Raw genomic sequence first — 21,260 nt, forward strand, 5'->3', positions numbered from 1 at the left:
CGTCCTTCAGGCGGGATTCACATGCGTCCCGGGTGCGTTGCCCTACGCCCCAAGCCCCTAGCCACATTCCCCGACATAACCGCAGTTGGCGCACTTGGCGCAGCCATCTACCTTGTGCAGGGCATGGGCGCCGCACTCCGGGCAAGGCTTGCCCGAGCCCAGCCCCAGCCCGGCGGCCGGCAAGCCGCCGGAGCGTGCGGCCTGGGCCGCGCCCCCGCCATCGACGCCGCCCCCGCCGGGCCCTTCCAGCCCGGCCAGACGGGCCGCAAGCGCCGCCACCGGCACCTGGGCGCCTTCCGCGTCGAGGAACCCTCGCTTGATCAGGATGCGTTGCAGGGCGTAGCCGATCGCCGCCACCTCGGAATCATGGAAGCGCGGCACCTCGGTGCCGTCCTGGCGCGCCAGCGTGCCATAGCGCACCGTGCCCTTGTCCCATACAACATTGCGCATATCGGCCAATGCCTTGGCGATCGAGCCGCCGGAACGCGCCACCATCGACAGCAGCCGCATGGTGGAGGTGATCCACTGCTGGCCGTCGTTGCGCTGCCCGGCCGGCATGAAGAACTCCACCGGGCGCTCCACGGCTACGGGCTTGCCGTCGAGCAGACCCGCCACGCGCATGAAGTTGACCGTCAGGTACACCGTCTTGTGCCCCTCATAGGTCATGTACTCGACCTTGGAAGTCACCCCTTCGAGGTCGCCCACCGGACGGCTCGCGAATGGCTTGCGCAGCGGATCGTCCGTCACAGCGGGCGCCGCAAGTGCATCAGGGGCGCCCGCCGGGGGCGGCGTCACCGACAGCACTGCGCCCAGCACGCTGTTGGGGCGGTACGTGGCGAGCCCCTTGAGCCCCGCGCGCCAGGCTTCCAGGTAAAGGTTGCGGAAGGCCTCGTACGGGTAGTCCTCCGGCACGTTCACCGTCTTGCTGATGCTGGTGTCGATATAGGGCTGGACCGCCTCGAGCATCTTCATATGATCCAGCGCCGACATCTGCAGCGCCGTGACAAAGCTGTCGGGCAACTGCGCCATATCGCCGCCGAGGTGGCGATAAAGGCGCCAGGCATGATCCGCCACCTCGAACACCTTGTAGTTGTCGTCCGCCGTGCGCTTCTTGCGGTTGTAGGTCCACGAGAAGGCGGGTTCGATGCCGTTGGAGGCGTTGTCGGCAAACGCCAGCGTGATGGTGCCGGTCGGGGCGATCGACAGCAGGTGCGAGTTGCGGATGCCGTCGCGGCCGACGGCTTCGCGCACCGCCGGCGGCAGGCGCCGCGCGAAGCCGCTGGCCAGGTACGCCTCGGCGTTGAAGAGGGGAAGGCGCCCTTCTCCCGCGCCAGCCCGGCCGATGCCAGGTAAGCGGTATCGCGCAGGGTCTGCGCGATGCGCGCGGCCAGCGCGCGCCCCGCCTCGCTGTCGTAGCGGATGCCCAGCATCACCAGCGCGCTGCCCAGCCCGAGGAAGCCCAGGCCGATGCGCCGCTTGGCGTGTGCCTCGGCCTGCTGCTCCAGCAACGGCCAGTAGGTGACGTCGAGCACGTTGTCGAGCATGCGCACCGCCAGCCGCACCACCTCGGCGAAGGCCTCGAAATCAAAGCGGCTGTCCGTGCCGAAGGGCTGGCGCACGAAGCGGGTCAGGTCGATCGAGCCGAGGTCGCAGCAGCCATAGGCCGGCAGCGGCTGCTCCGCGCAGGGATTGGTGGCCTCGATGCGCTCGCAGTAATAGAGATTGTTGTCGTCGTTGATGTGCGACAGGAACAGGATGCCGGGCTCCGCATGGTCGTAGGTGGCCTGCATCACCTGGTCCCACAACTGGCGCGCCGGCACGCGGCGATGGACCCACTGCCCGTCGTCGCGCCGGTAGGCGCCATCGGCGATGGTTTGTGCCGCGGGCTCGGCCTCGTGCACCAGTTCGACCTCGCCATCGGCCTCGACCGCGCGCATGAAGTCGTCGCCCACGCCGATCGAGAGATTGAAGTTGGTCAGGTCGCCCTGGTCCTTGGCGTGGATGAAGGTCTCGATATCCGGGTGGTCGCAGCGCAGCACCCCCATCTGCGCCCCACGGCGCGAACCGGCGGACTCCACCGTGGCACAGGACGCATCGAACACCTTCATGAACGACACCGGCCCCGAGGCGCGCGAGTGCGTGCCCCGCACCAGCGCGCCGGCTGGGCGGATCGCGGAGAAGTCATAGCCCACGCCGCCGCCGCGCCGCATGGTCTCCGCAGCCTGCGCCACCGCCGTGTAGATGCTCGGCTTGCCGTCACGCGCTTCGGACACGGAGTCGCCCACCGGCTGCACGAAGCAGTTGATCAGCGTGGCCTCGATGCGTGTTCCCGCCGCCGAGTTGATGCGCCCGGCCGGCACGAAGCCTTGCTCCTGCGCCCACAGGAAACGCTCGGCCCATTGCTCGCGCTGCGCCTCGGGCTCCGCCTCGGCCAGCGCGCGCGCCACCCGCTGGCGCACATCGGCGGCAGTCGCTTCCTCACCCTTGGCGTACTTCTCCAGCAGGACCTCCGTGGAGATGTCCTGGGGCGGCAGCGTGGCGCGGAGCATCTGGTCTTTGGCATTCATCGTGGATCTCGCAGGTGTCTGGGTTGCATGACTCAATCAATTTACGCAATCAATTTCGCGGAAATCCGCCGGACCCGCCCGCTCTGGGTTACAATGCCGACCGGACGGGCCTCCTCGCATGGTGGCGCGGTCAACCTGGTCAGGTCGGGAACGAAGCAGCCACAGCCGTTTTCCGCCAGTGCCGAGGGTCGGGCTCGTCCGCCTCATACTCCACAATCCTTGTACGCCAATACTTTACGGCAAATCAAGGACTTCCAGCCAGCCAGTGTGTCTTTTCAGTGTGTCACTTGAGCAATCGCAAATGACGACTGACAAAATGGCAAAGCGATCCACTGGCGTTCACCGCCGTAGCGGTTCCAACGTCTGGCAATGGAAAATCAAAGCACCGAAAGACCTTCGACACCTGTACCCATCCGAATGGGCGCATCGGTGTTCGCTTGGGACTCCTGTCCTTCAAGACGCCAACCGCAAGGCTACCGAACTTAACGCAGAGTGGCATGCTCGCTTTCATGAGCAGCGCATAGCGTTGAACCCGTTGCGGATTGAGAAAGTCACGCCCGAAATGGGGCGGATGATTGCTCAACGGACACTGCATGACACCCTCAACAGGGAGGATGTGCGGATCGACCAGTCTTGGCGCAAGGACTTACTCCGATACCATCGCGGCGTGGGCATAGTTGGGATGCAATCCGTTGCGCAAGACATGGGGATTGCCTTTACCGAAGACACACCCGGAGCCGGTGAGGCTCTGCGGCACTACCTGCAACACCTAGAAGAACCTCTGAGTGCAAAGCTTGTAGAGCAACCCCCAGCACCGACACCGAAAGCGATTGCAGACGCAAAGCCACGCACCCTACGGGATGTGTTTGACCGCTGGAAAGCGGCAAAGCGTCAGGATACGATTGACAAGACCGAACGAGTACTGGAGATGTTTGAGCAGCAGTTCGGCAACCCTCCCCTGACGACAATCAAGCGCGATCAAGGCGATGCCTTCCGGGCATGGCTACTGCAACAAGACGGGGCATCCAAGACCAAGCATGATCGACTGACGGCGTTGAAGTCGTTGTTCAACTACGCACGTAGCGATCTGGAATGGCTTGACCGTAATCCGTGGGAACGTCTTGATATCGAGTACAAGACCGAGAACAAGCGGCGACCTTGGACGGCAGCGCAAGTACAAGCATTCTTCTCGTTGCCACTGTTCACCCGGTACGACTTGCCCACAAACCAATGGAGGGCCGGTAGGGATGCTGCGTACTGGATTCCGTTGCTAGGCTTGTTCACTGGCGCACGCATCAGTGAACTTTGCCAACTCCGTGCTGTGGATGTTGTCACCCGTGACGATCAAACATTCATCTGCATCAACGACGAAGGCGAAGGCTCAACCGTCAAGACGGCGGCAGGCGTCCGAGACATTCCATTGCACAGCGAACTCGTTCGGCTTGGGTTCCTTGAGTACGTGGAAGCTACCAAGCAAGTCGGGCATGATCGGCTATGGCCTGATTTGAAGCTTCGCAAGGATAAACCCGGCGGTTACTTCTCCGCGTGGTTTGGTGAGGCCCGGAAGCTGGTAGATGAAGGCGTACCAGACTTCCACAGCTTGCGGCATACGGTGCGCACCAAGATGACTGAAGCCGGGATTGCAGACGCCGTGCAAGACAAAATTACGGGGCACGATGGTCCGGGCAGCGTAGGGACTAAGGTCTACAGCCATCCGGTTGCGATACTGCGCACCGCAGTGGAAGCGATCAAGTATCCCGGACTGGCCTTGGGCAAGGTGTACGGGCAGCCAGCCGGAAAGTACTGAAGCCAGCACAAGCCCCACAAGCGATTATTCGGGGTGGGACCACCCCACCCCTATCCGCACCCATGAAAGGCCGCTGGCGGCTCTGTATAGCCCCTACGGGGCCATCTCCGCACGTACAGTGCACGACACATGGTGCGATAGCACGTAGCAGACTGAGGCAATGCTAGGGAATGGGGGACTACCTAGCGAGTAGCCAGGCCCTGGCGCTATCGTTGTCAAGAGCTTTCTTCTGCTTTGCGCAAAGAGCCTAGTTAGGCATCCAGTAACATTCAGTTACAATTTAGCCCTTGCATACCTACTTGACAGATGATAGGTATCCGATTATACTATGCGCATAGTCGAGGAAAAGACTTCCCCGATAACACTGTATGTCAATCTCATCAGCCTGTCAACCGGAAACCTCCATGACACAGCGAGCAATTTACGAAGGAACCTCTCATGCACCTGAAGCCGACTTACCATCCACGAACCACCCACAGTCTCGTCTATTACCAGCGCGTTCTTCTAGCTCTGATTGACGGTATCAACCGCGACTTGTCACAGCAGCAGATTGCCGACCTCTTGAACGAGAGCGCCCTGCCGTCACCGCGAGGACGAGCATGGACCGTGGTGGCCGTACGCAAATCGCTATTCAAGCTGCGCCACGCTGGCACCGAGCCTAGCAAGCTGCACGCCGCTTTGATGCATCTGTTCTTCTGCGGAACGATCACGAGGGATCAGGCTAACGTGCTCATCACCCCCAGCCGCGTACTCTGAATCCCTGCGCCGCATTCGCGGTTCGCCTCTCCCACATTACCAAACTGCAATATCCACTTCCGTGCGAATACTCGCCACGGCTGGACAACGCACGTCAAACGATAAAGGAATCATATGACCAAATCACTGCCACTGACTACAGACGAACTAGTCGACCACATCGCAAAGAATCCAATTGACTGTACGCGCCACAGTAGGCAATTGCTCGTGGACTATGGAGACATTTTCCACTGCACAGTCAATCTCAGCACGCTAACCCTTGCCGCACTCTTCAATGGCTACATTGTAGTACCTCTGAGCGACGGCAGAATTTTCCGGTTCTGCAAGTTCTCACAATGACAAGCCACAATGTTAATACACCAAAGGAAGCGATTGCTTCCCTTTTTCATTGCAACACCAATACTAAGGATCAATACCATGAAACCGCAAGTTCGCAAATCCAAAACACAAGCACCAGCCAATCCAGCGCCACCGAGCGTGAAAGCCGGAAACGACACCATGGCGACCAAGTTTCTGGACACTATCACTTCACTGCGCGTCGAGTTAACCGCACTGAAAGATCAGGTTAAAACTCTGCAATCTGAACTTGCAGAAGCTAAGGCCGTGCAAACCGCGAAGACTGTAATCTACAAATACTAAGGAAAACGAAATGACGAACAATACCAAACTTCAACCGCCTGCGAACTTGGACAATACCAAGCTGATCACGCCTCAAGAGTATGACGCCTGGAAGGATGCATGGGCCGATTACCGAGAAGCGATCCACGCCGAGCATGAGCGTGAACGACTGAAAGAACAATCTGCAACAGCGTATGCAAACCGGAATCTGACGGATGCTGAATACCACGCCGAAGCTGTGAAGCGCGAGAAAGAGGAAAAGTCACGGCAGGCCGAACGGGCCGCAATCGCCAGGGCCGAAGCGCTGGCTATGGATTCTTATTTGTCATCGCAACCTGACGTCGCAGATGTGTGCGAGACCTCGGAATACATCTACATGCTCCGATTGCAACATTGGTTTAGTTTTGGCTATGTCATGGCGGAAGACTCAATCCAAGGCTGGTTCCCAGGCTACTACGCTGTGAAGCTGCACAAGCCAGTACCAGCCACGAAGGCTAAGGCCAAGTAATCCAATATCACGGCACGAGGCTGTACCACCAGCCTCACCTCAGGAGATTAAATCATCATGCCAACCACGAATAAGTCCGGTCGTCAAACCTTGCAAGGTAAAGACGGTGTAATGCTGGAAAGACGTTACGTTTATATGCAGCCTGAGACCTGGGCTGCGTTGCACAAATTGGTACAGACCACACAACTGAATCAATCCACAATTCTTGAAACGCTCATCTCCAACGCTGGCAAGGAAATTACAAACGATGTCACAATCAGCTAACCCGCAATTCTTGTTGTTTTCCCGTTACCTCGACTCCTTGGGCTGGTGCTTCCTCGCTTCCGAGAAGTACACCACCGTCCGTCTATACAATCGCTTCACTAGGGTTACACCACCCGAGGCAGCGTTACCAGATATGTTTAGACGATGGGACACCACCAACACCCCTCCCGATGGAATCGCCGGATATCTCCGGCGCTCTCTACCCCTCGTGTTTGGACACAAGTTCCAACCTGCCGGTGACAATTTCGTAAGTGAATACGGCACGCTATGGTGCAACACTTATCGCCAATTCGAGCCAGTCACCACAGACACCAAAATCTCCCCACTATTTACCGAATTCTTGGAACGTTTGTTCCCTGACGGATACGACCGGCGCACATGTACACAATGGCTTGCCCACTGTTTTCAAAAGCCACAGGAACGTCCGTCATGGCATTTACTTCTCGTCAGCCAGAGCGGAACTGGTAAAGGTTTTCTCTTCAATGAAATCCTAGCTCCGCTGCTGCTGCACACGTCGATAGCTCCAAGCTTTACCAAGATTACATCGCAATTCTCTACCGTGCTGGAAGATAATCTATTGTGCCTTCTGGACGATCCACGGAAGGGTAGCGATGAAACCATGACACGCCTGAAATCAATATTGTCTGAAGAATCGGCACCTGTGGAGCACAAAGGCGAGATGGCAAGAATGGTACGCACATACACCAGATTCATTCTCGCTTCCAACCTTGACCGTCCATTACGCCTTGACGAAGACGATAGGAGATGGTTTTCACCTGCCAAGCTGGTACACCGTGAATCGAAGGAAGAGACGCAGGAATTTATCTCTCGACTTGGCGCATGGCTGGACGAGCCTGACAGCCTGAGCATTATCTACAACTGGTTTATGCAATATGACTTGTCAGGATTCAACCCGAAGCATATTGCACAAAGTCAGCAGCTACTGACGATGATTGGCATGAGCAAGAATGCTTTGGATGACGTCTATGCAGACTACTTCGCAGAGAATCCAGTGTTGCATGTTACCGACCTGCAAAAACATATCGTTGACTCTGGTTACACCAAGCCGCAAAACGCCGCCATCAATCACGCCCTGGTAGAGAGTGGCTACCGGTCGCAAGAACTTCTACTTGAAGGAAACCGCAGACGGTATTGGGTCAGGTGCGAACTAGACCGGAAAGCCGCTCAAGCCATCCTAGACGCTGTGCCAGCCTTCTGATAACACGCATAGACCCGGCAATAACACGCATAGAACACGCATAGATTCGAGTTATCCGTGTTACTGCAAACCGTTGCTGGATAAGGGCTGGCGGCGGTTTTCTCGCCAATAACAAGCATACCACGCATAACTTTCACCGTACTATTAAATGCGAAGCATGCCCATTGCTGCCTGAGCATATTCCCTTCGCACATCCCATACAGCGCGTTAGCGCCATCCCCATGACTGAACAGAATGCAAGCCACGGCGCACAGCCGTCATACGATTCAAAATTCGAACAGCGCATTGCGCCAACGATGCTAAGCCTTGGCTTCGTCCGCTGTGACGATTACTACAACGACGCCAGCGGCTTGCCGCTCGTCTTCACCGACAAGCAGGATGCACCATACCGGGCGAAGCCAGACTGGCACCATCCACGCCTGGACTTGTACGTTGAAACCAAGTGTCATGCTTTGAACAACAAGACCAGCCAGAGCACGGCCAACAGAGCGCTGGATCGTCAGCGCAATTACCGAGGCGGAAGACTGATCCTGAAAGACCTGCTGAACCTCCAGTGGAGCCACAGCCGTTACAAGCAAGCTGGTGTCCAGTTTGTTCTCACGCCTCAGAACCTTGTCGTTGTCTTTGACGAGCCTATCCCGTTTGACGAGATGTTGACGTACAAGAAAGCTGGCTTGGTAGCGATCAACATCGACAGCCTTCGCAGCTACCTCGGATACATCCACTTCGCCCGTAAGGGATTGGCATTGCAGTTTGACATGCCATACCGGGAGCAAGGCGTTAGCTTCGTGCTGTAACGACGAATGACAAAATTAGCTTAGATTGCTAAGCAAACTTACGCGTTCAATTCTTCATAACGCATGCGCGGCACGCGCCAACACCACGAATTGCACCGAAACTGGCCCAAATACTGGATATCCATACAGTATCGTGTCGTCAAAGGCGGCTGCAAGGGCTTGATTCTTCGTTGTATAACCCTTGAAAAGTGTGTTATGTGATTGATTTATAAGGCTTTTTTGCACGTCTATAGCCAGGTTGTTAGCGCCATCGGTGCCAGTTTTACCAAGTCCCTTCCCTGCCGGATAGCCAGTTCCATTTGAGTATAGCCCAGCCGAACCGCGATTCCAGCTTTGGAAACTGGTTCGATAAGTGCCATTGCACAACCCTAATCGAACTGCTATATTGCGAACTATCCAAAGCGAACCGAGAGCAAGAATGTTTGTCCGTGGGTATCTGAGAGCCAGTACGAAAGAGCAAGACGCGCAACGTGCAAGGCACGACCTTGAGGCATTCGCCAGCGAACAAGGTTTGCAGATTGCCTCGATGTACATCGAAAACGAATCCGGCGCATCGCTGCAACGTCCTGAACTGTTCCGACTCCTGGAGGACTGCCATGATGGCGATGTCCTCCTGATCGAGCAAGTAGACCGCCTCTCGCGTCTGAACGCTGACGACTGGGACGACCTGAAAGCCAAGCTCAAAGAAAAGCATGTACGTGTAGTGGCCCTAGACCTGCCTACATCCCATGCACTCGCTACACCCGGCGACGAATTCACGGCAAGTATGCTTCAGGCACTGAACGGGATGATGCTTGACATGCTGGCGGCCATCGCGCGTAAGGACTACGTTGACCGTCGCCGCCGTCAGGCTCAAGGCATAGCCAAGCTGAAGGCTGAGGGTGGATACAAAGGCCGTAAGCCTGACACTGAGCGCAATGAGGCAATCATGCAGATGCTGAAACGTGGCGATAGCTGGAACCACATCGTTGCAGCTACTGGGTGCTCTCGCTCTACCTTGGCACGTCTCAGCCAGCAGGTGAAGCAGGAAGCTGCTACGGCCAGCGCCTGACACGCTCCCTGACCATATGCCCACAGGCCAGCATCCATCCGGTGCTGGCTTTATCCGTTTCTGGCTTGATTAGCGGCCCGTAGAGCGCCTAACGCAGCTTGGACTGCCCAAGGCACTACCCGCCAGTGATGGCCCTACCATTGGATATTTCATCCGTTAGCCGTTGGCGAAAGCGGCATGGCCGCCCACGTTAAGCCAAGCCTCCGACCAAGTGGATATTTTTTCTGGCAGGCAAACCCTTTGCCAAGAATGCCCCCCAAAAAAATGATCCTTCGCCGAAGTGCGGGGTGGGAGAGCCGAGGCGGCCTGGGTGACGGTATAGTTCAGGGGTTGGCGTGTAGCACTAATGAAGCATGCCTTGTTGAATAGGCGGGGGAGTTAATAAAAAATGATTAAGAACATACTGATGAGGGTATGGTATTTCGTTGTCATTATATCGACAATTGGTGGAGTAGCTGGCCTGTATCAACAGATAAGCTCCAGCAGCGACTACGGCCTTACTCTATTTTTGAAGAGCGCGGACAAAATAATCGAAAACAAAAGTGGGGTGTCTGATATACGAGTATATTTTAATGACAAAGAAACGACATCGCTTTACCTTACTAAAATACAGCTCAAAAACACAGGCAAACGAGCATTCACTAAAGACTACATTTTTGAGCCGATAACAATAGCGTCGACCACGCCCACAAAGCTATTGCGTGCTGATTGCAGCAACAATCTTCAGTCTTTCACCGATGCAAGCTTCACGTTGCGGTGGAACTTGTTTAACCCAACCGAAGCAATCGACTGTTCTGTTTTTTCTACCGAACCCCTAACTATAAGGCTTTCCAATAAAATCAAGGAGGTGGCGAAGGTTGAATTCGTAGATCAAATTGCTAATCCTCCGGCTGAACAACGTGTAAAGACTTTGAACATATGGTGGCTCGTTCTTATTGCATTCTCCGTACTGGTTACTTGGGACGCGGCGCTATTGGTTAAGGCGGACTCCAAGTGCTCCCGTGTTTTGGGCCTTATTAAGTCCCTGCCGGAGACGGAAAGCGTCAATAAGGAAGTCTTTCTCGATGAGCTGCGGAAACTCTATGAAGACTACTACCAGTCAGCCAAATTGTTCGTGACTCCCGATCAACTCGCGGATCACGTATCTAGCCAACTCCAACCTGGCGACGCAATCACAGGCAGATATCTTCAGGTTGCGCGAGACGCGGCGATCGAGTACGTAATGAATGCAAATCTATATAACATTCGGGCGTATGGTATATTTTACGGCCCTGCATTATTTGTCGTCAGCGCAATACTAGTGGTAATACATTTTATTTCTTAGCTCTCGTGCTGCTAACTGGATATTCCGTCCGGGCCAATCCGCTAACAGTCACACCAAACCTTAGCCGATCCAAGGATCGCGCCTGGGTGAGCGACAGTCTCAGGCAGCAGCGGACGCCGTGCCCATGCGTGTCAGACTCCAACCGCCATTGGATTCAGGCACCCGGCAACTGAAATCCAAACGCCGCTGCAATTGCTTGCACACCTGCGATCAAGGCTGGTGCATTTTGGACGACGCCGATACCACCCTTAAATATGTCCGTGACTAGCGTCTTAATCCTTCCGGCATCTGGTTTGCCTTCGCGCACACCCGATTCGCACGCTTGAACCTCTTGTACGAGCGCATCCCGATTTGGTAAGTGATCGGGCGAGATTTTGTGTAGTTCTGCTATCACGATGGCGAACTGATGCACAATCTTCGAAATTTCGTCACCACTCAAGCCCTGGTGCACGTGTGCCGTGGTACGGTCGCCTGCCTGTAATACACCAACGTTGCCTTGAATGTTAAAAGTGTTCCCTCCTGCTGACTTTCCCATGCTTTCCCTCGCCGCAATGTGTTGAAGCACGAATAAGCGCACATCCCTAGCGACGGATGGACGCAGCCGAATGTTGGACTCCGCAATCAGATCATTGCCTGCCTGAATCACATTCTCGGAAAAGGATGCAGGAATGTTCGCCCTCAAAATTGAATCTCCCCTTGCATCATTCAAAAGTGCCGAAAGCGCCAAGGACTGCAACGATTCAATGTCACCGCTACCTAAGGGCATGTGCAAAGTCGTGCAGAGAGTTCTGATCTCTTGAACGATGCCTGTCGCCACGCGCTGATTTGCTTGCTCATAAATGGCAACAATCGCGCGAACGAAACCGCCGCCCATTCCGTCCCTCGCAGCCCTTCGTCGTGCTGCATCAATTTCCGCTTGAATAGGGTGATTGGCACTGTCACCGGCTGCGGTAAGATGTTCGTGCAGCAGAGCCATTTGTTCGACTGAAATAGACATTCCCGCCTCTTATATTCACCTGAACCCTATCTATCGACCCTTCCATACAACGGAGCCATTTAGCCCCCTTATACCGTCGAAGGTTGCCTCCATCAAATTGCCTAACGGATGCTTCCGACAATATGTTTCAAGTTGCAGCAGCACCGAGGGGGAATCGGGCATATCGATGTGTGATACACGCTGCCACTTTATACCGAAGTTACCTCGAACATTGTATGCACTGAGAAATCCCCATACCCATTGAACGATCATATTTAGCTGGTTAGCGTCGTTCTGCGTACGATACTCAATGAACTGACCACATGAGAACTGTCCTGTGCCAATGATGGCCGCGGGATCTGGTGCCCTATCCAAGGACTCTAGAGCATGAACATTAGTAACGAAAACCAGTAGAAGCGCCATGACTCTCAGATATCGCATCAAACACCCCTTGCCTCGATTGCATAAAGTTCGAACAATTCTTGCAATATCCAGTTATTGCCTCTGGCTTCGTAGCACTCGTCCAATCCGAGCCATATCAGTCAGCAGATTCTGCAGCCATCAGATTCTAAGGCTGCGCGAAAATCCCTTTAGGCTTTCCACTTTGGAACGTGGATACAGGCGCTTCCGGTAATTCATTAAGACGCTGAATATAGGGCCTACATCCACCGAGATTTCCTTGATATTGCCACTTTGTTATGCGTTTTGCATAATCGACTTCAAGGATGATTTCACATCGCTGATTGATAGCTACCGGGACACTTGAATAGCTAGTGGAGCTATAGTTTGCGTAACCGCGATTAGAAGTGACATTCCCATATGTTGTTTGAGACTGCGGCATAAGAACCGTAGATGTACTACTATTTCCCCATACATAAAGGTGGCGACCGGCAATATCCCTTTCCCCATCCGGATAGCCGAGAACAGATATCGCATCGTCGATACTTCGTCCACTCAGCTTGCGCAGACCATCATCCATTTGCCCAAACGTCACACAGGCAGTGAGCAACAAAGGCGCAGCCAAAAAAGCCATCCGTTTCATGCTTCCCCCATCACCCCTCTGACGAGGGGTTGCAATATTATTTTTTCGGCGAGACGCCTAAATCAAGACCAATAGCACCAGCTATCCGCGAATTTTAACCCCACCACCCGGCACAAGAGAATTTGCTGCCGCAACCAAGCGATTAGAGGCACTGTGGAACCCCGCCAGATTATTTACCGTAGCCATACACGGCAACACGGGCTACCTCCTAGTGCGGGTTCTGTGGAAATTTTGCTCTTGCCGGTAGCATCATCCCGCATCGGTCTCCCTGCTATCTAGGCATGTAGTGAAACATGAAATAGGTTGAAACCGGCCAGCCAAGGAATGCTGCAAGGCTGAGCGGCAGCGTGCCAACGATCCGTTCAACCAGAACACCCGTGAAGCTGGCAAGCAATCCGATAACGAAGATTACGAGCGGTGCCCACCACGCGACAGTCCAGCCGTAATAGCCGAGATAGGCCAGCCCTGTGAGGGTTCCGGCAAGGGCCGATAGGCCCAACACGAAACCAAAGACTTGGCTACGTCCGCGAAAATTCCTGAGGTGCAACTGCTGGTAGTAGATACAGACTGCGAAGACGCAATAGAAGGCAATCGAAGGCCATGAGAGTACGTTCATCGGGGCTATTCCCTCTCTTGTAATCGAAGTGCACCGTACCTCACAGCATGGAGATTAGCCATAGCACTGCTGTGGGGATCGTCGCATTGTGTTTCGTTCAGGCCAGCAGGATGGGCTGCTACAATGGCTCCGGGTGTGTCACCTGAGTGAGTCACGTGGCTGTGATTGCCGTTGCTAAGTCGTTGTTTTGTAACGGTTTAGCGCCAGAGGTGGGGATGGTCGGGCTCGTCCCCCTAACATCTTCCCTAGCTGGTTTCCACAGCTATCCAGCAGTACCCCCTTCGCATCATCGCGCTTTCTTCAAGTCAGCGCATCAAGCCGTTGATGGCATATTGACGGCATATTGATGGCACCGACCATCCGCCCGCCACAACGTTCGGCAAGGCATCGCTGAATCGGTATCCACGCAACGCCCTCCCGTTCCCCTTGATCCAGCCCCCGCCTAGAACAGCGTGCCCTGGCGCGACGTGTGCAGCGCATCGGCCGCAATCCACTCCCCGTCGGCCGTGGCCACGCCGGCCTCGACCCGCCGCCCCGGGAACATGGGCCTGACGGCCGCCACGTAGCCCGCGAGCTGCTGCGCGTAGGCCGCGTGCTCCTGCGGCAGCAGGCGCAGCTTGTAATCGATGATCACCACCCGATCGGCAAACTCCACCAGGCGGTCGATCCGCAGCAGGCGGCCGCGCGCATCGTAAAGCTCGACCTCATTGCGCGCGCTGAGCGCGGCTTGCGGGAACAGCAACGGCCGCAATGCCGGCGCGTCCAGCATCAACCGGGCGCCTTCGACCGCGGCATGCGCCTGGTCCCGCCACAGCGTGCGCGCCTGCGCCGTGCCGGCGCCCGCCAGCGGGAACCAGCGCATCACCACCTCGGGCGTGGGCAACCCCTCGAACGCCTCTGGATAGCGCGTCACACGTTCCAGCAGCGCGTGCAACAACTCGCCACGGCGCGCCGCGTCGGCATCGAACACGATCGTATGGTCGCCATCCTCGCCCGGGGCAGCGCCCTGCTCCGCTTCCTCGTCTTCCCACGCCAGCACCGGCGCCAGGCTCTCGGCCGCTTCGCGGTAACGCTGGCGAAAATCGGTAAAGCGCACGCGCGCGTCATTGCTGGCGGCGGCATCCGCCACATCCTGCGCGGTGGCCGCGGGGAACGGCTCGACTTCCACGCCGACCCCGGCCGCCAGCAGCCGCGCATACCAGCTGCCGGCGATCTCGCGGTTGCCCTCGGCACTGTCGGCGCTGCGCGATGCGCGCCCCTTGACGCCGCTCACCAGCAAGCCCTGGCGCGCGCGCGTCATCGCCACATAGAGCAGGTTCCAGTTCTCGCGCTCGGCCAAGGCGGCCTCGGCCTCGAACAGCGGCGCGCGAGCCAGCCCGCGCGTGCTGCGCTTGCCGTAGGCGGAGAAGTGCACCGGCACCCCGGACGAAGGCGGCCAGTCGATCAGGATGCCGCCCCGGTCCGCGGCGGCATCGCTGTGATTCGCGTCCAGCAGCACGACGAACGGAGCCTCCAGCCCCTTGGCCGCGTGCACGGTGAGGATGTGGACCGCGTCCTGCGCATTGTCGGCGGCATCGGTGTCCGCATCGGCTTCGCCTTCCGCGTCTTGCGCACTGTCGGCCATGCCGCCTTCGTCCGGGCTTTCGCCTTCTTCGCCACGCCGGATTTCCTGCAACTCGTCGATGAACTTCGGCAGGCTCGGATAGCGCCCGCCGTCGAGATCGAGCGAGAGCTTCAGGAAGGCATCGAGGTTGGCCAGCACCTGGTCGCGGATTTCGGCGGGCGCGGCCTCGGCATAGCGCCGGCGCACTTCGCCGCCATGGTAGATGTGGTCGATCAGGTCATGCACCGGGCGATGCGGCGCCACTTCCAGCCAGTGGCGCAGACGCGCCACGCCATCGCGCAGTGCCGGACTGCCGAACTCGGGCAGCCCCTGCTCCCGCAGGCAGGCCCACCAGCCGGGCCGCGGCTCGCGCGCCTGGGTCATCTGCGCGATGGCGATCAGGTCCTCGTCGGTCGCGCCCACCAGCGGGCTCTTGAGCACATGGGCCAGGTCCAGGTCAGACTCCGGCGTCATCAGGAACGCCAGCAGCGCCGACAGGTCGAGCGCTTCCAGCGTGGCCAGCAAACCGCCGCGGCGCGGGCTCAGGCAGGGAATGCCGGCCTCGCGGAAGGCGCGTTCGTATTCCGCCAGATGGGTCTTGCGGCGCACCAGCAAGTGCACATCGCTCCAGCGCGCGGGCCGCGGGCCCCGCTGTCGGCAACGGGCACCGTGGCGCGGATGTGCTTTAACCAGGCGGCCACGCGCCGGCCTTCTTCAAGCCTTAGCGAATCGCCCTCGTGTTGGCGCGGCTGCGTCGGCGTATCGCGGTGCGTGGCGGCGTCCTGCGCGGCCTCGGCTTGCTCAGCCTCCCTTGCGGGGCCTGCGTTCCGGCCGGCTCCGCCTCGGGCTCGACCAGCGGCAGCAGCCACACCGGGCCGCCCGGCTCGTCCAGCGCGGTCGTCTGCGTCTCGAACAGCGGATAGCGCCCGTCCGCGCGCGCGGTGTCGAACACCGCGTTGACCCAGTCGAGCACTTCCGGGCGGTTGCGGCGGGTACGATTGGTCCGCAGCACGGTGGCGCCGAAGCCCGCCAGCAGCATCTCGCTGGCGGTCTGGAACAGGCGCGCATCGGCGCGGCGGAAGCGATAAATCGATTGCTTCGGGTCACCCACGAGGAACACCGTGGGCCGCTCGCCCAGGCCCGCGTAACCAGCCAGCCAGCCCTGCAGGATGCGCCATTGCAGCGGGTTGGTGTCCTGGAACTCGTCGAGCAACAGGTGGCGGTAGCGCGCATCGAGCCGGACCTGCAGGTAGGTCGCGGTCTCTTCGTCGCGCATCAGCCGCGCGGCCAGCCATTCGAGGTCGGCAAAGTCCATCGCACGCTGCTCGGACTTGTGATGCTGGTAGCGCGTCAGCAGCGCGTCGCCCAGTTCGTACAGCGCCAGGTTGACGGCCAGCACCGCGGCCTCGCAGCGGCGCTGCGCGACTTGCTCCAACGCGGCGCACATCTCGCCGTGCTCCGCGAGGAACGCATCGACCATGGCCTCGCCGCCGAGCGCCTTGGTCAGCGCCGTGGTGGCGCGCAAGGAGCGCGGCTTGCCGGCGGCGGTGAAAAACGCGTCGCGCAAGATCGCGAAAGTGCGCTCGGCGGGCTCGCCCCTTCGGCGCCCGCCTCGCGCCAGGCGCGGATCGCCAGGATCGCATCGGCCAGGCGCGTGGCGTGGGCCTGCTCGGTCTTGCCGCCCCGGCCCAGTTGCGACGCCATGCCCTGGCAGGCGTCGAGCCAGCTGTCATCGGCCAGCACTTCCAGCAACACGTCGATCTGGGCATCCTCGCCCAGGTCCGCGGCGAGCGCCTCGGCGGGATCGGCGCTTTCGCGCAAGGCAAACCATTCGCTGCGCGCATGGAACATGGCGTCCAGCAAGGCCCGCGCCTGGAACTCGCCGATGGCGTCCACCAGCCGCTCGAAGGCCACGCGCAGGTTGGCATATGGCGGCGTGGCCAGGGCCTGCCAGAACGGCGCCCATGCCTCGCGCTTCATGCGCAGCGCGTCTTCGCGCAGCGTGGCGCCCGGCACGATGCCCGACGCCAGCGGCGCGCCGCGCAGCAGCGTGCCGAACCAGCCGTGGAAGGTGTCGATGGCCATGCGCCCGGGCGCGGCCAGCACCTGCGCGTGCAGGCCGCGCGCGCGCGGCAGCGCGGCGCGCGCGGCATCGGGCGAGAGCCCGCGCTGAGTGAGCGCGGCGATCACCGCGTCGTCATCGTCGCGCGCGAGCTGCGCGAGCACTTCCAGCAAGCGCTCGCGCATTTCCTCCGCGGCCTTGCGGGTGAAAGTGATGGCGAGGATCTCGTGCGGCGCCGCGCCAGCCAGCAACAGGCGCAGCAGGCGCGCCACCAGCAACCAGGTCTTGCCGCTGCCCGCGCAGGCCTCGACCACCACGGAGCTGGCGGGGTCGCAGGCCGCGCGCGTGAACTCGGCCTCGGCAACCGGCTGGCCATCGCGCAGATAAGGGTGGACGCTCATGCGCGGCCCCCGATCCCCGGTGGCAACGCCGTGCTTTCCCAGAAGCCCTTGCGGCACAGGCCGCGGGCGGTGCAGTAGGTGCATGCGCCGGCGTCCCCGAAGGCCGGCAGCGGCGCGTCCTGGCGCAGGCGCATCACGTCGCTGCGCAGTTGTTGTTCGAGCCACGCCACCGCGGCGTCGAAGTCAGGCAGGCTCACTTCGCGCTGGGGTGCCGGCGGGCCGTCCTTCGCGCCTTCGAGCGCCACCCAACTGCCACCGGCGACGTCGGCGCGCAGCAATCCATAAAACGGCAACTGGCAATCCTCTTCCACGTCCCCCACCTTGCGCTTGAGGCGCAGCACGGTCTGGGTCTTGTAATCGAGCACCGCGCGGCTGCCGTCGCGCGCGCGATCGAGCCGGTCGATGCGGCCGTTGACGCGCAGCGGCTGGCCGTCGGGCATGGGCAGGTCGACGGTGGCATCGAGCTCGCCATCGTCCCAGAACCAGCCCTGCGCTTCGCGCTCGGCCTGCCATGCCACGTAGGAGGGCAGCACCTCGCACCAGCGGCGGTAGTAACCGATGGCGTTGCCGTCTTCCTTCATCAGCGCGCCGAACTCGTGATCGGAAATCTCGCGCAGGCGCGCCAGGCGAGCGTCCTCCCGGCGCAAGCCGTCCTGCGACGCTTCGCGGTGGTAACGCAGCAGCACGCGGTGCAGCAGCTCGCCGATATCGCGTTTTTCCAGGTCATCGCTGACGACTTCCAGCCCCGCCAGCCCGAGCATGCGGCCGGCGAAGAACTGGTAGGGACAGCGGCGCAGCATGTTGTACGCCTGCGCGCTCCAGCGCGCGGGCACCAGCTCCGATGCCGCGGGCGCGGGCATGCCGCCCACCTCGGCGAAGGTCTCGTGCAGCACCGGCAGCGCGCTTGCCTCGATCGGCGCGCCCGCGCGCGAGCACAGCGCGCTGAGCCGCTCGATCCAGCCCGACACATGCTTGGGCTCGCCGCGCGCGCCAAGGCGCTGCCAGGTGAGCACCACGTCATCGTTGTTCAGCAAGACCTCGGCGAGGTCGCGCGCCTGCTGGGCGAAGCGCACCTCGCGGTCTTCCAGCGCGAGCTCGCGCCGCATCTGGTTGGAGAAAAACATCAGCTCGGCCGCGCTGGAGGGAGCTGCGTGTCGTCACAACCCACCACCACGACACCGTCGAAGCGGCGCATGCGCGCGCCGTTGAGCGGCAGGATGGTGATGCGCGCGGCGCCGCTGGCCGAGGGTTCCTTATAGGCAACCGACTCAAGCAAGGCTGACAGCATGGAGCGGAACTCACCGAGATCGAGCGTGGCGCCCGAGCCCGTCTCGTCCTGCGGCAGCTCGGCAAGGCGCGCCAGCGCGTCGAGCAACTGCATGCCGGCATCGTCGGCCGAAAGCGCCTCGCGCATGCCGAGCACATCGAGCGTGGCATCGAGGCGCTCCAGCCAGGTCGAGACCGGGTGCTGCGCATTGCCGCGCGGCCAGGCGCCGGCTTCGGCCGCAAGGTGCTGCACCAGTTCGCAAGCGGCCTGCCGGGCCGCGCGGCGGGCGTCTTGCTCCGTGTCGTCGCCGTTGCTATCGGCGCTAGCCTGGTCAGCCGCGTCAATCCGGAAGCGCTGCTGCAAGCGGCGCCAGCCACCGCTGATTCCGTCGCGCCGGATCTGCCGCTCGAGCGCGGCGATGGCCTCGCCCCGCAGCGGAAAACCGGGCAGGCAGAACGGGCTCTTGAGCAGGTCGAGCAGCGCCGAGGTATCGCCGTCCTGGTTGAGCAGGTCGAACCATCGCATCAGCGCAGCCGCAGCACGCGTGGTCGAGAGCTTCCAGCCGGTTTCGTCGCGCACCGGCGCGCCGGCCCGCGCCAGCAAGGCGCGCGCGCGCCGCGCCACCACGCGGTCGTGCGCCACCAGCGCCACGTGGCGGCGGCCTTCGTTGAGCCACTGCACGAGTTGCTCGGCGGCAGCGCCGGCCTCGTCCTCGAAGCGCGCGCTGCCGATCACGCGCACGCGCGGGCGCTGCGCCGGCAGGCCGCGCGGCGCGCGGCGCGCGGCGGCTTCGTTCGCGCCAGGCAGCCGCGCCTCAGGCCACAGCGCCAGCAAGGTGTCGTACCAGTCGTGCTCCCCTTCCCCCTCGCCCATGTCGGCATCGAGACCGCTGCTCTGCGCCTGCGCGGACTGCGCAGTCCAGTCATAGCCGATGCGGATCACCGGCACGAGCTCGGCAGCCTGCCGCAGGAACGCTTCCTCGATCGGCTGGGGCGGCGTTGGCCCGAGCCAGATGACCGGGCCGTTCAGGTGCTGGGCCAGCCGGTGCAGCGTGCGGCGGCGCGCCGGCAGCGGATCGTCCGGTCCGGACAGGGCTTGCCAGAAGGCCATGACGATGCGCGCCTCCTCGCCAAGGAAGCGGGAGGACAGATGCGCGTAGGTCCGCTCCAGCGCGCCTTGCAGCAGGGCCGCGCGGTCGTCCCCATCGACATCTTCGTCGCGGATGGCGTCGTCGTCGAGCCAGCGCGCGCTCAGTTCGTCGCTGATGGTGAGCAGCGTCTGCGCCAGCCCCCATGCCGCGGCCTCGGTCTGAGCGCCAAATGCGCGCCGCAGCCAGTCCTGCGCGCGGATGGCCTGCTGCACGGCCAGCAGCCGCGCCGCATGGCTGCGCACCGGGATCGGGTCGGGCGGCAGGTCGAGCAGCCAGTGGCCAATGGTGACGACGCGTGGCAGCAGCCGCGGCTTGCCGGCCGCGCGCGCGGCGGCATCCAGCGCCTGGCGCACGCCGAGGATCTGCGCAGCGGTGGGCACCACCACATGCGCGGCGGCTTGCTGCTCCCGCAATGGTCGAGGAAATACCAGGCCGCGGCGGCGGCCTGCGCAAGGAAGTCGGGGCCGGGACGAAATTGCAGCGAGGTCATGAAGCGAGAGTGACGGCCGGATCGGATGCCATGGCAAGAAAGCGCGCGGCGGTCAGCGCGCGCAGCCGGGCATCGCGCATCGGGATGCGCGAAAAGCGCGGGAATACCCGGAGAGCGTTCAGTGGCTGCCGCCTTCAAGGCGCGTGCGGATTTCGCGCGCGGTCTCCAGCAAGCCCTGGTAGCCGGAGCGCGCGTGCTCGGGGAGGTCGGGGTCGCCTATCAGCGCACCCAGGGTCTCGATGACGCTGTACAGGAGGCCCTTGGCCGCGCCGCCGGCAATGCTCTCCTGTTCGACCGCGGCATTGATGTGATCCAGCGCGTCGCTCAAGTGTTCCACTTCGGGAGGCTGCTGCGGATCCGGCTTGGAAGGGGTGTCTGGCGTCATGGTCTGTAGCCTTGTCTGTTGCGCGGGAAGGCGCCGGGCGCGAGGCCGGGCGCATGATTCTATTCTACGCGTCCGGTGGCGCCGCGCGACCTTTGCATCGCATGGGATTGCGCTTGCGCAAGGCCGGCGCACCGGGTCTCCAGACACAAGGAACGTTAGCGATAAGTCACACGCCAGGCGCCTGGCGGCGAGCCTCGACGCACCTCCCGATTGATAAAAGCTCTTGCGCCGATTAATACAATCATCCCACCAGGCTTGGCTTCGCGGGCAGAATTGCACTACACGCCGCCGCACCGGCCGGTCTTATCACCGCGTACGGCAGCGCACCGTAAGGTTGGCGGGCAAGGTATTGAATTC

The 21,260-nt window shown here is 60.5% G+C and carries 14 protein-coding genes, 1 other RNA gene and 3 pseudogenes; 10 read left to right on the forward strand and 8 right to left on the reverse strand.

What is annotated here, in order from left to right:
- Positions 1 to 57 precede the first annotated feature (57 nt).
- Positions 58 to 2,567, reverse strand: a pseudogene (locus OMK73_RS19980) (adenosylcobalamin-dependent ribonucleoside-diphosphate reductase).
- 103 nt (positions 2,568 to 2,670) lie between these two features.
- Here OMK73_RS19980 and ffs point away from each other — a divergent pair.
- The 8 genes from ffs (at position 2,671) to OMK73_RS20020 (ending at position 8,536) form a co-directional block, all read left to right on the forward strand.
- Positions 2,671 to 2,769: signal recognition particle sRNA small type (gene ffs / locus OMK73_RS19985), an RNA gene on the forward strand.
- A 99-nt stretch (positions 2,770 to 2,868) separates the two neighbouring features.
- Entirely contained in the window at positions 2,869 to 4,374 is a 1,506-nt protein-coding gene (locus OMK73_RS19990) for a tyrosine-type recombinase/integrase (RefSeq protein ID WP_267603651.1), read from the forward strand.
- Positions 4,375 to 4,812: 438 nt separating this feature from the next.
- Positions 4,813 to 5,130 (forward strand): hypothetical protein, encoded by a 318-nt coding sequence (locus tag OMK73_RS19995; RefSeq protein ID WP_267603652.1) that lies wholly within the window; start codon positions 4,813 to 4,815, stop codon positions 5,128 to 5,130.
- 417 nt (positions 5,131 to 5,547) lie between these two features.
- A complete protein-coding gene (locus tag OMK73_RS20000; protein WP_267603653.1) occupies positions 5,548 to 5,769 on the forward strand; it encodes a hypothetical protein in 222 nt (73 codons plus the stop codon).
- 10 nt (positions 5,770 to 5,779) lie between these two features.
- The gene (locus tag OMK73_RS20005; protein WP_267603654.1) at positions 5,780 to 6,256 is read left to right on the forward strand and encodes a hypothetical protein; all 477 of its coding nucleotides are present in this window, start codon (positions 5,780 to 5,782) and stop codon (positions 6,254 to 6,256) included.
- 57 nt (positions 6,257 to 6,313) lie between these two features.
- On the forward strand, positions 6,314 to 6,520 hold the full coding sequence (locus tag OMK73_RS20010) for a hypothetical protein (RefSeq protein WP_267603655.1): 207 nt from the start codon (positions 6,314 to 6,316) through the stop codon (positions 6,518 to 6,520).
- A complete protein-coding gene (locus OMK73_RS20015) occupies positions 6,504 to 7,739 on the forward strand; it encodes a primase-helicase family protein (RefSeq protein ID WP_267603656.1) in 1,236 nt (411 codons plus the stop codon). Before OMK73_RS20010 ends, OMK73_RS20015 begins: the two co-directional genes overlap by 17 nt.
- Before the next feature lie 221 nt (positions 7,740 to 7,960).
- Positions 7,961 to 8,536 (forward strand): hypothetical protein, encoded by a 576-nt coding sequence (locus OMK73_RS20020; RefSeq protein WP_267603657.1) that lies wholly within the window; start codon positions 7,961 to 7,963, stop codon positions 8,534 to 8,536.
- Between the two features lie 54 nt (positions 8,537 to 8,590).
- On the opposite strand, the gene OMK73_RS20025 is transcribed toward OMK73_RS20020, so the two are convergent.
- Entirely contained in the window at positions 8,591 to 8,761 is a 171-nt protein-coding gene (locus tag OMK73_RS20025; protein ID WP_267603658.1) for a hypothetical protein, read from the reverse strand.
- A 193-nt stretch (positions 8,762 to 8,954) separates the two neighbouring features.
- Between OMK73_RS20025 and OMK73_RS20030 the strand changes: the two genes are divergently transcribed.
- On the forward strand, positions 8,955 to 9,587 hold the full coding sequence (locus OMK73_RS20030; protein WP_267603659.1) for a recombinase family protein: 633 nt from the start codon (positions 8,955 to 8,957) through the stop codon (positions 9,585 to 9,587).
- Between the two features lie 388 nt (positions 9,588 to 9,975).
- Entirely contained in the window at positions 9,976 to 10,911 is a 936-nt protein-coding gene (locus OMK73_RS20035) for a hypothetical protein (RefSeq protein ID WP_267603660.1), read from the forward strand.
- A gap of 154 nt (positions 10,912 to 11,065) precedes the next feature.
- Here OMK73_RS20035 and OMK73_RS20040 read toward each other — a convergent pair whose 3' ends face one another.
- The 6 genes and pseudogenes from OMK73_RS20040 to OMK73_RS20075 all read right to left on the reverse strand — a co-directional run bounded on the left by OMK73_RS20040 (position 11,066) and on the right by OMK73_RS20075 (position 20,903).
- Positions 11,066 to 11,908 (reverse strand): hypothetical protein, encoded by an 843-nt coding sequence (locus tag OMK73_RS20040; RefSeq protein WP_267603661.1) that lies wholly within the window; start codon positions 11,906 to 11,908, stop codon positions 11,066 to 11,068.
- Between the two features lie 547 nt (positions 11,909 to 12,455).
- Positions 12,456 to 12,929, reverse strand: coding sequence for a hypothetical protein (locus OMK73_RS20045; RefSeq protein ID WP_267603662.1), 474 nt, complete (start codon positions 12,927 to 12,929; stop codon positions 12,456 to 12,458).
- A 271-nt stretch (positions 12,930 to 13,200) separates the two neighbouring features.
- On the reverse strand, positions 13,201 to 13,545 hold the full coding sequence (locus OMK73_RS20050; protein ID WP_267603665.1) for a hypothetical protein: 345 nt from the start codon (positions 13,543 to 13,545) through the stop codon (positions 13,201 to 13,203).
- A gap of 442 nt (positions 13,546 to 13,987) precedes the next feature.
- Positions 13,988 to 17,611, reverse strand: a pseudogene (locus OMK73_RS38385) (UvrD-helicase domain-containing protein).
- Positions 17,608 to 20,518, reverse strand: a pseudogene (locus tag OMK73_RS20070) (PD-(D/E)XK nuclease family protein). Before OMK73_RS20070 ends, OMK73_RS38385 begins: the two co-directional pseudogenes overlap by 4 nt.
- A 118-nt stretch (positions 20,519 to 20,636) precedes the next feature.
- On the reverse strand, positions 20,637 to 20,903 hold the full coding sequence (locus OMK73_RS20075) for a hypothetical protein (RefSeq protein ID WP_267603668.1): 267 nt from the start codon (positions 20,901 to 20,903) through the stop codon (positions 20,637 to 20,639).
- Positions 20,904 to 21,260 lie beyond the last annotated feature (357 nt).

Source organism: Cupriavidus sp. D39 (assembly GCF_026627925.1).
GTDB lineage: Bacteria > Pseudomonadota > Gammaproteobacteria > Burkholderiales > Burkholderiaceae > Cupriavidus > Cupriavidus ulmosensis.

Bases quoted from the DNA above. Each gene is read 5' to 3' on its own strand.
- OMK73_RS20035 (WP_267603660.1), top strand. From the start codon at position 9,976: ATGATTAAGAACATACTGATGAGGGTATGGTATTTCGTTGTCATTATA.
- OMK73_RS20045 (WP_267603662.1), bottom strand. From the start codon at position 12,929: ATGAAACGGATGGCTTTTTTGGCTGCGCCTTTGTTGCTCACTGCCTGT.
- OMK73_RS20075 (WP_267603668.1), bottom strand. From the start codon at position 20,903: ATGACGCCAGACACCCCTTCCAAGCCGGATCCGCAGCAGCCTCCCGAA.
- OMK73_RS20020 (WP_267603657.1), top strand. From the start codon at position 7,961: ATGACTGAACAGAATGCAAGCCACGGCGCACAGCCGTCATACGATTCA.
- OMK73_RS20030 (WP_267603659.1), top strand. From the start codon at position 8,955: ATGTTTGTCCGTGGGTATCTGAGAGCCAGTACGAAAGAGCAAGACGCG.
- OMK73_RS20010 (WP_267603655.1), top strand. From the start codon at position 6,314: ATGCCAACCACGAATAAGTCCGGTCGTCAAACCTTGCAAGGTAAAGAC.
- OMK73_RS20050 (WP_267603665.1), bottom strand. From the start codon at position 13,545: ATGAACGTACTCTCATGGCCTTCGATTGCCTTCTATTGCGTCTTCGCA.
- OMK73_RS20000 (WP_267603653.1), top strand. From the start codon at position 5,548: ATGAAACCGCAAGTTCGCAAATCCAAAACACAAGCACCAGCCAATCCA.
- OMK73_RS20015 (WP_267603656.1), top strand. From the start codon at position 6,504: ATGTCACAATCAGCTAACCCGCAATTCTTGTTGTTTTCCCGTTACCTC.
- OMK73_RS19995 (WP_267603652.1), top strand. From the start codon at position 4,813: ATGCACCTGAAGCCGACTTACCATCCACGAACCACCCACAGTCTCGTC.
- OMK73_RS19990 (WP_267603651.1), top strand. From the start codon at position 2,869: ATGACGACTGACAAAATGGCAAAGCGATCCACTGGCGTTCACCGCCGT.
- OMK73_RS20005 (WP_267603654.1), top strand. From the start codon at position 5,780: ATGACGAACAATACCAAACTTCAACCGCCTGCGAACTTGGACAATACC.
- OMK73_RS20040 (WP_267603661.1), bottom strand. From the start codon at position 11,908: ATGTCTATTTCAGTCGAACAAATGGCTCTGCTGCACGAACATCTTACC.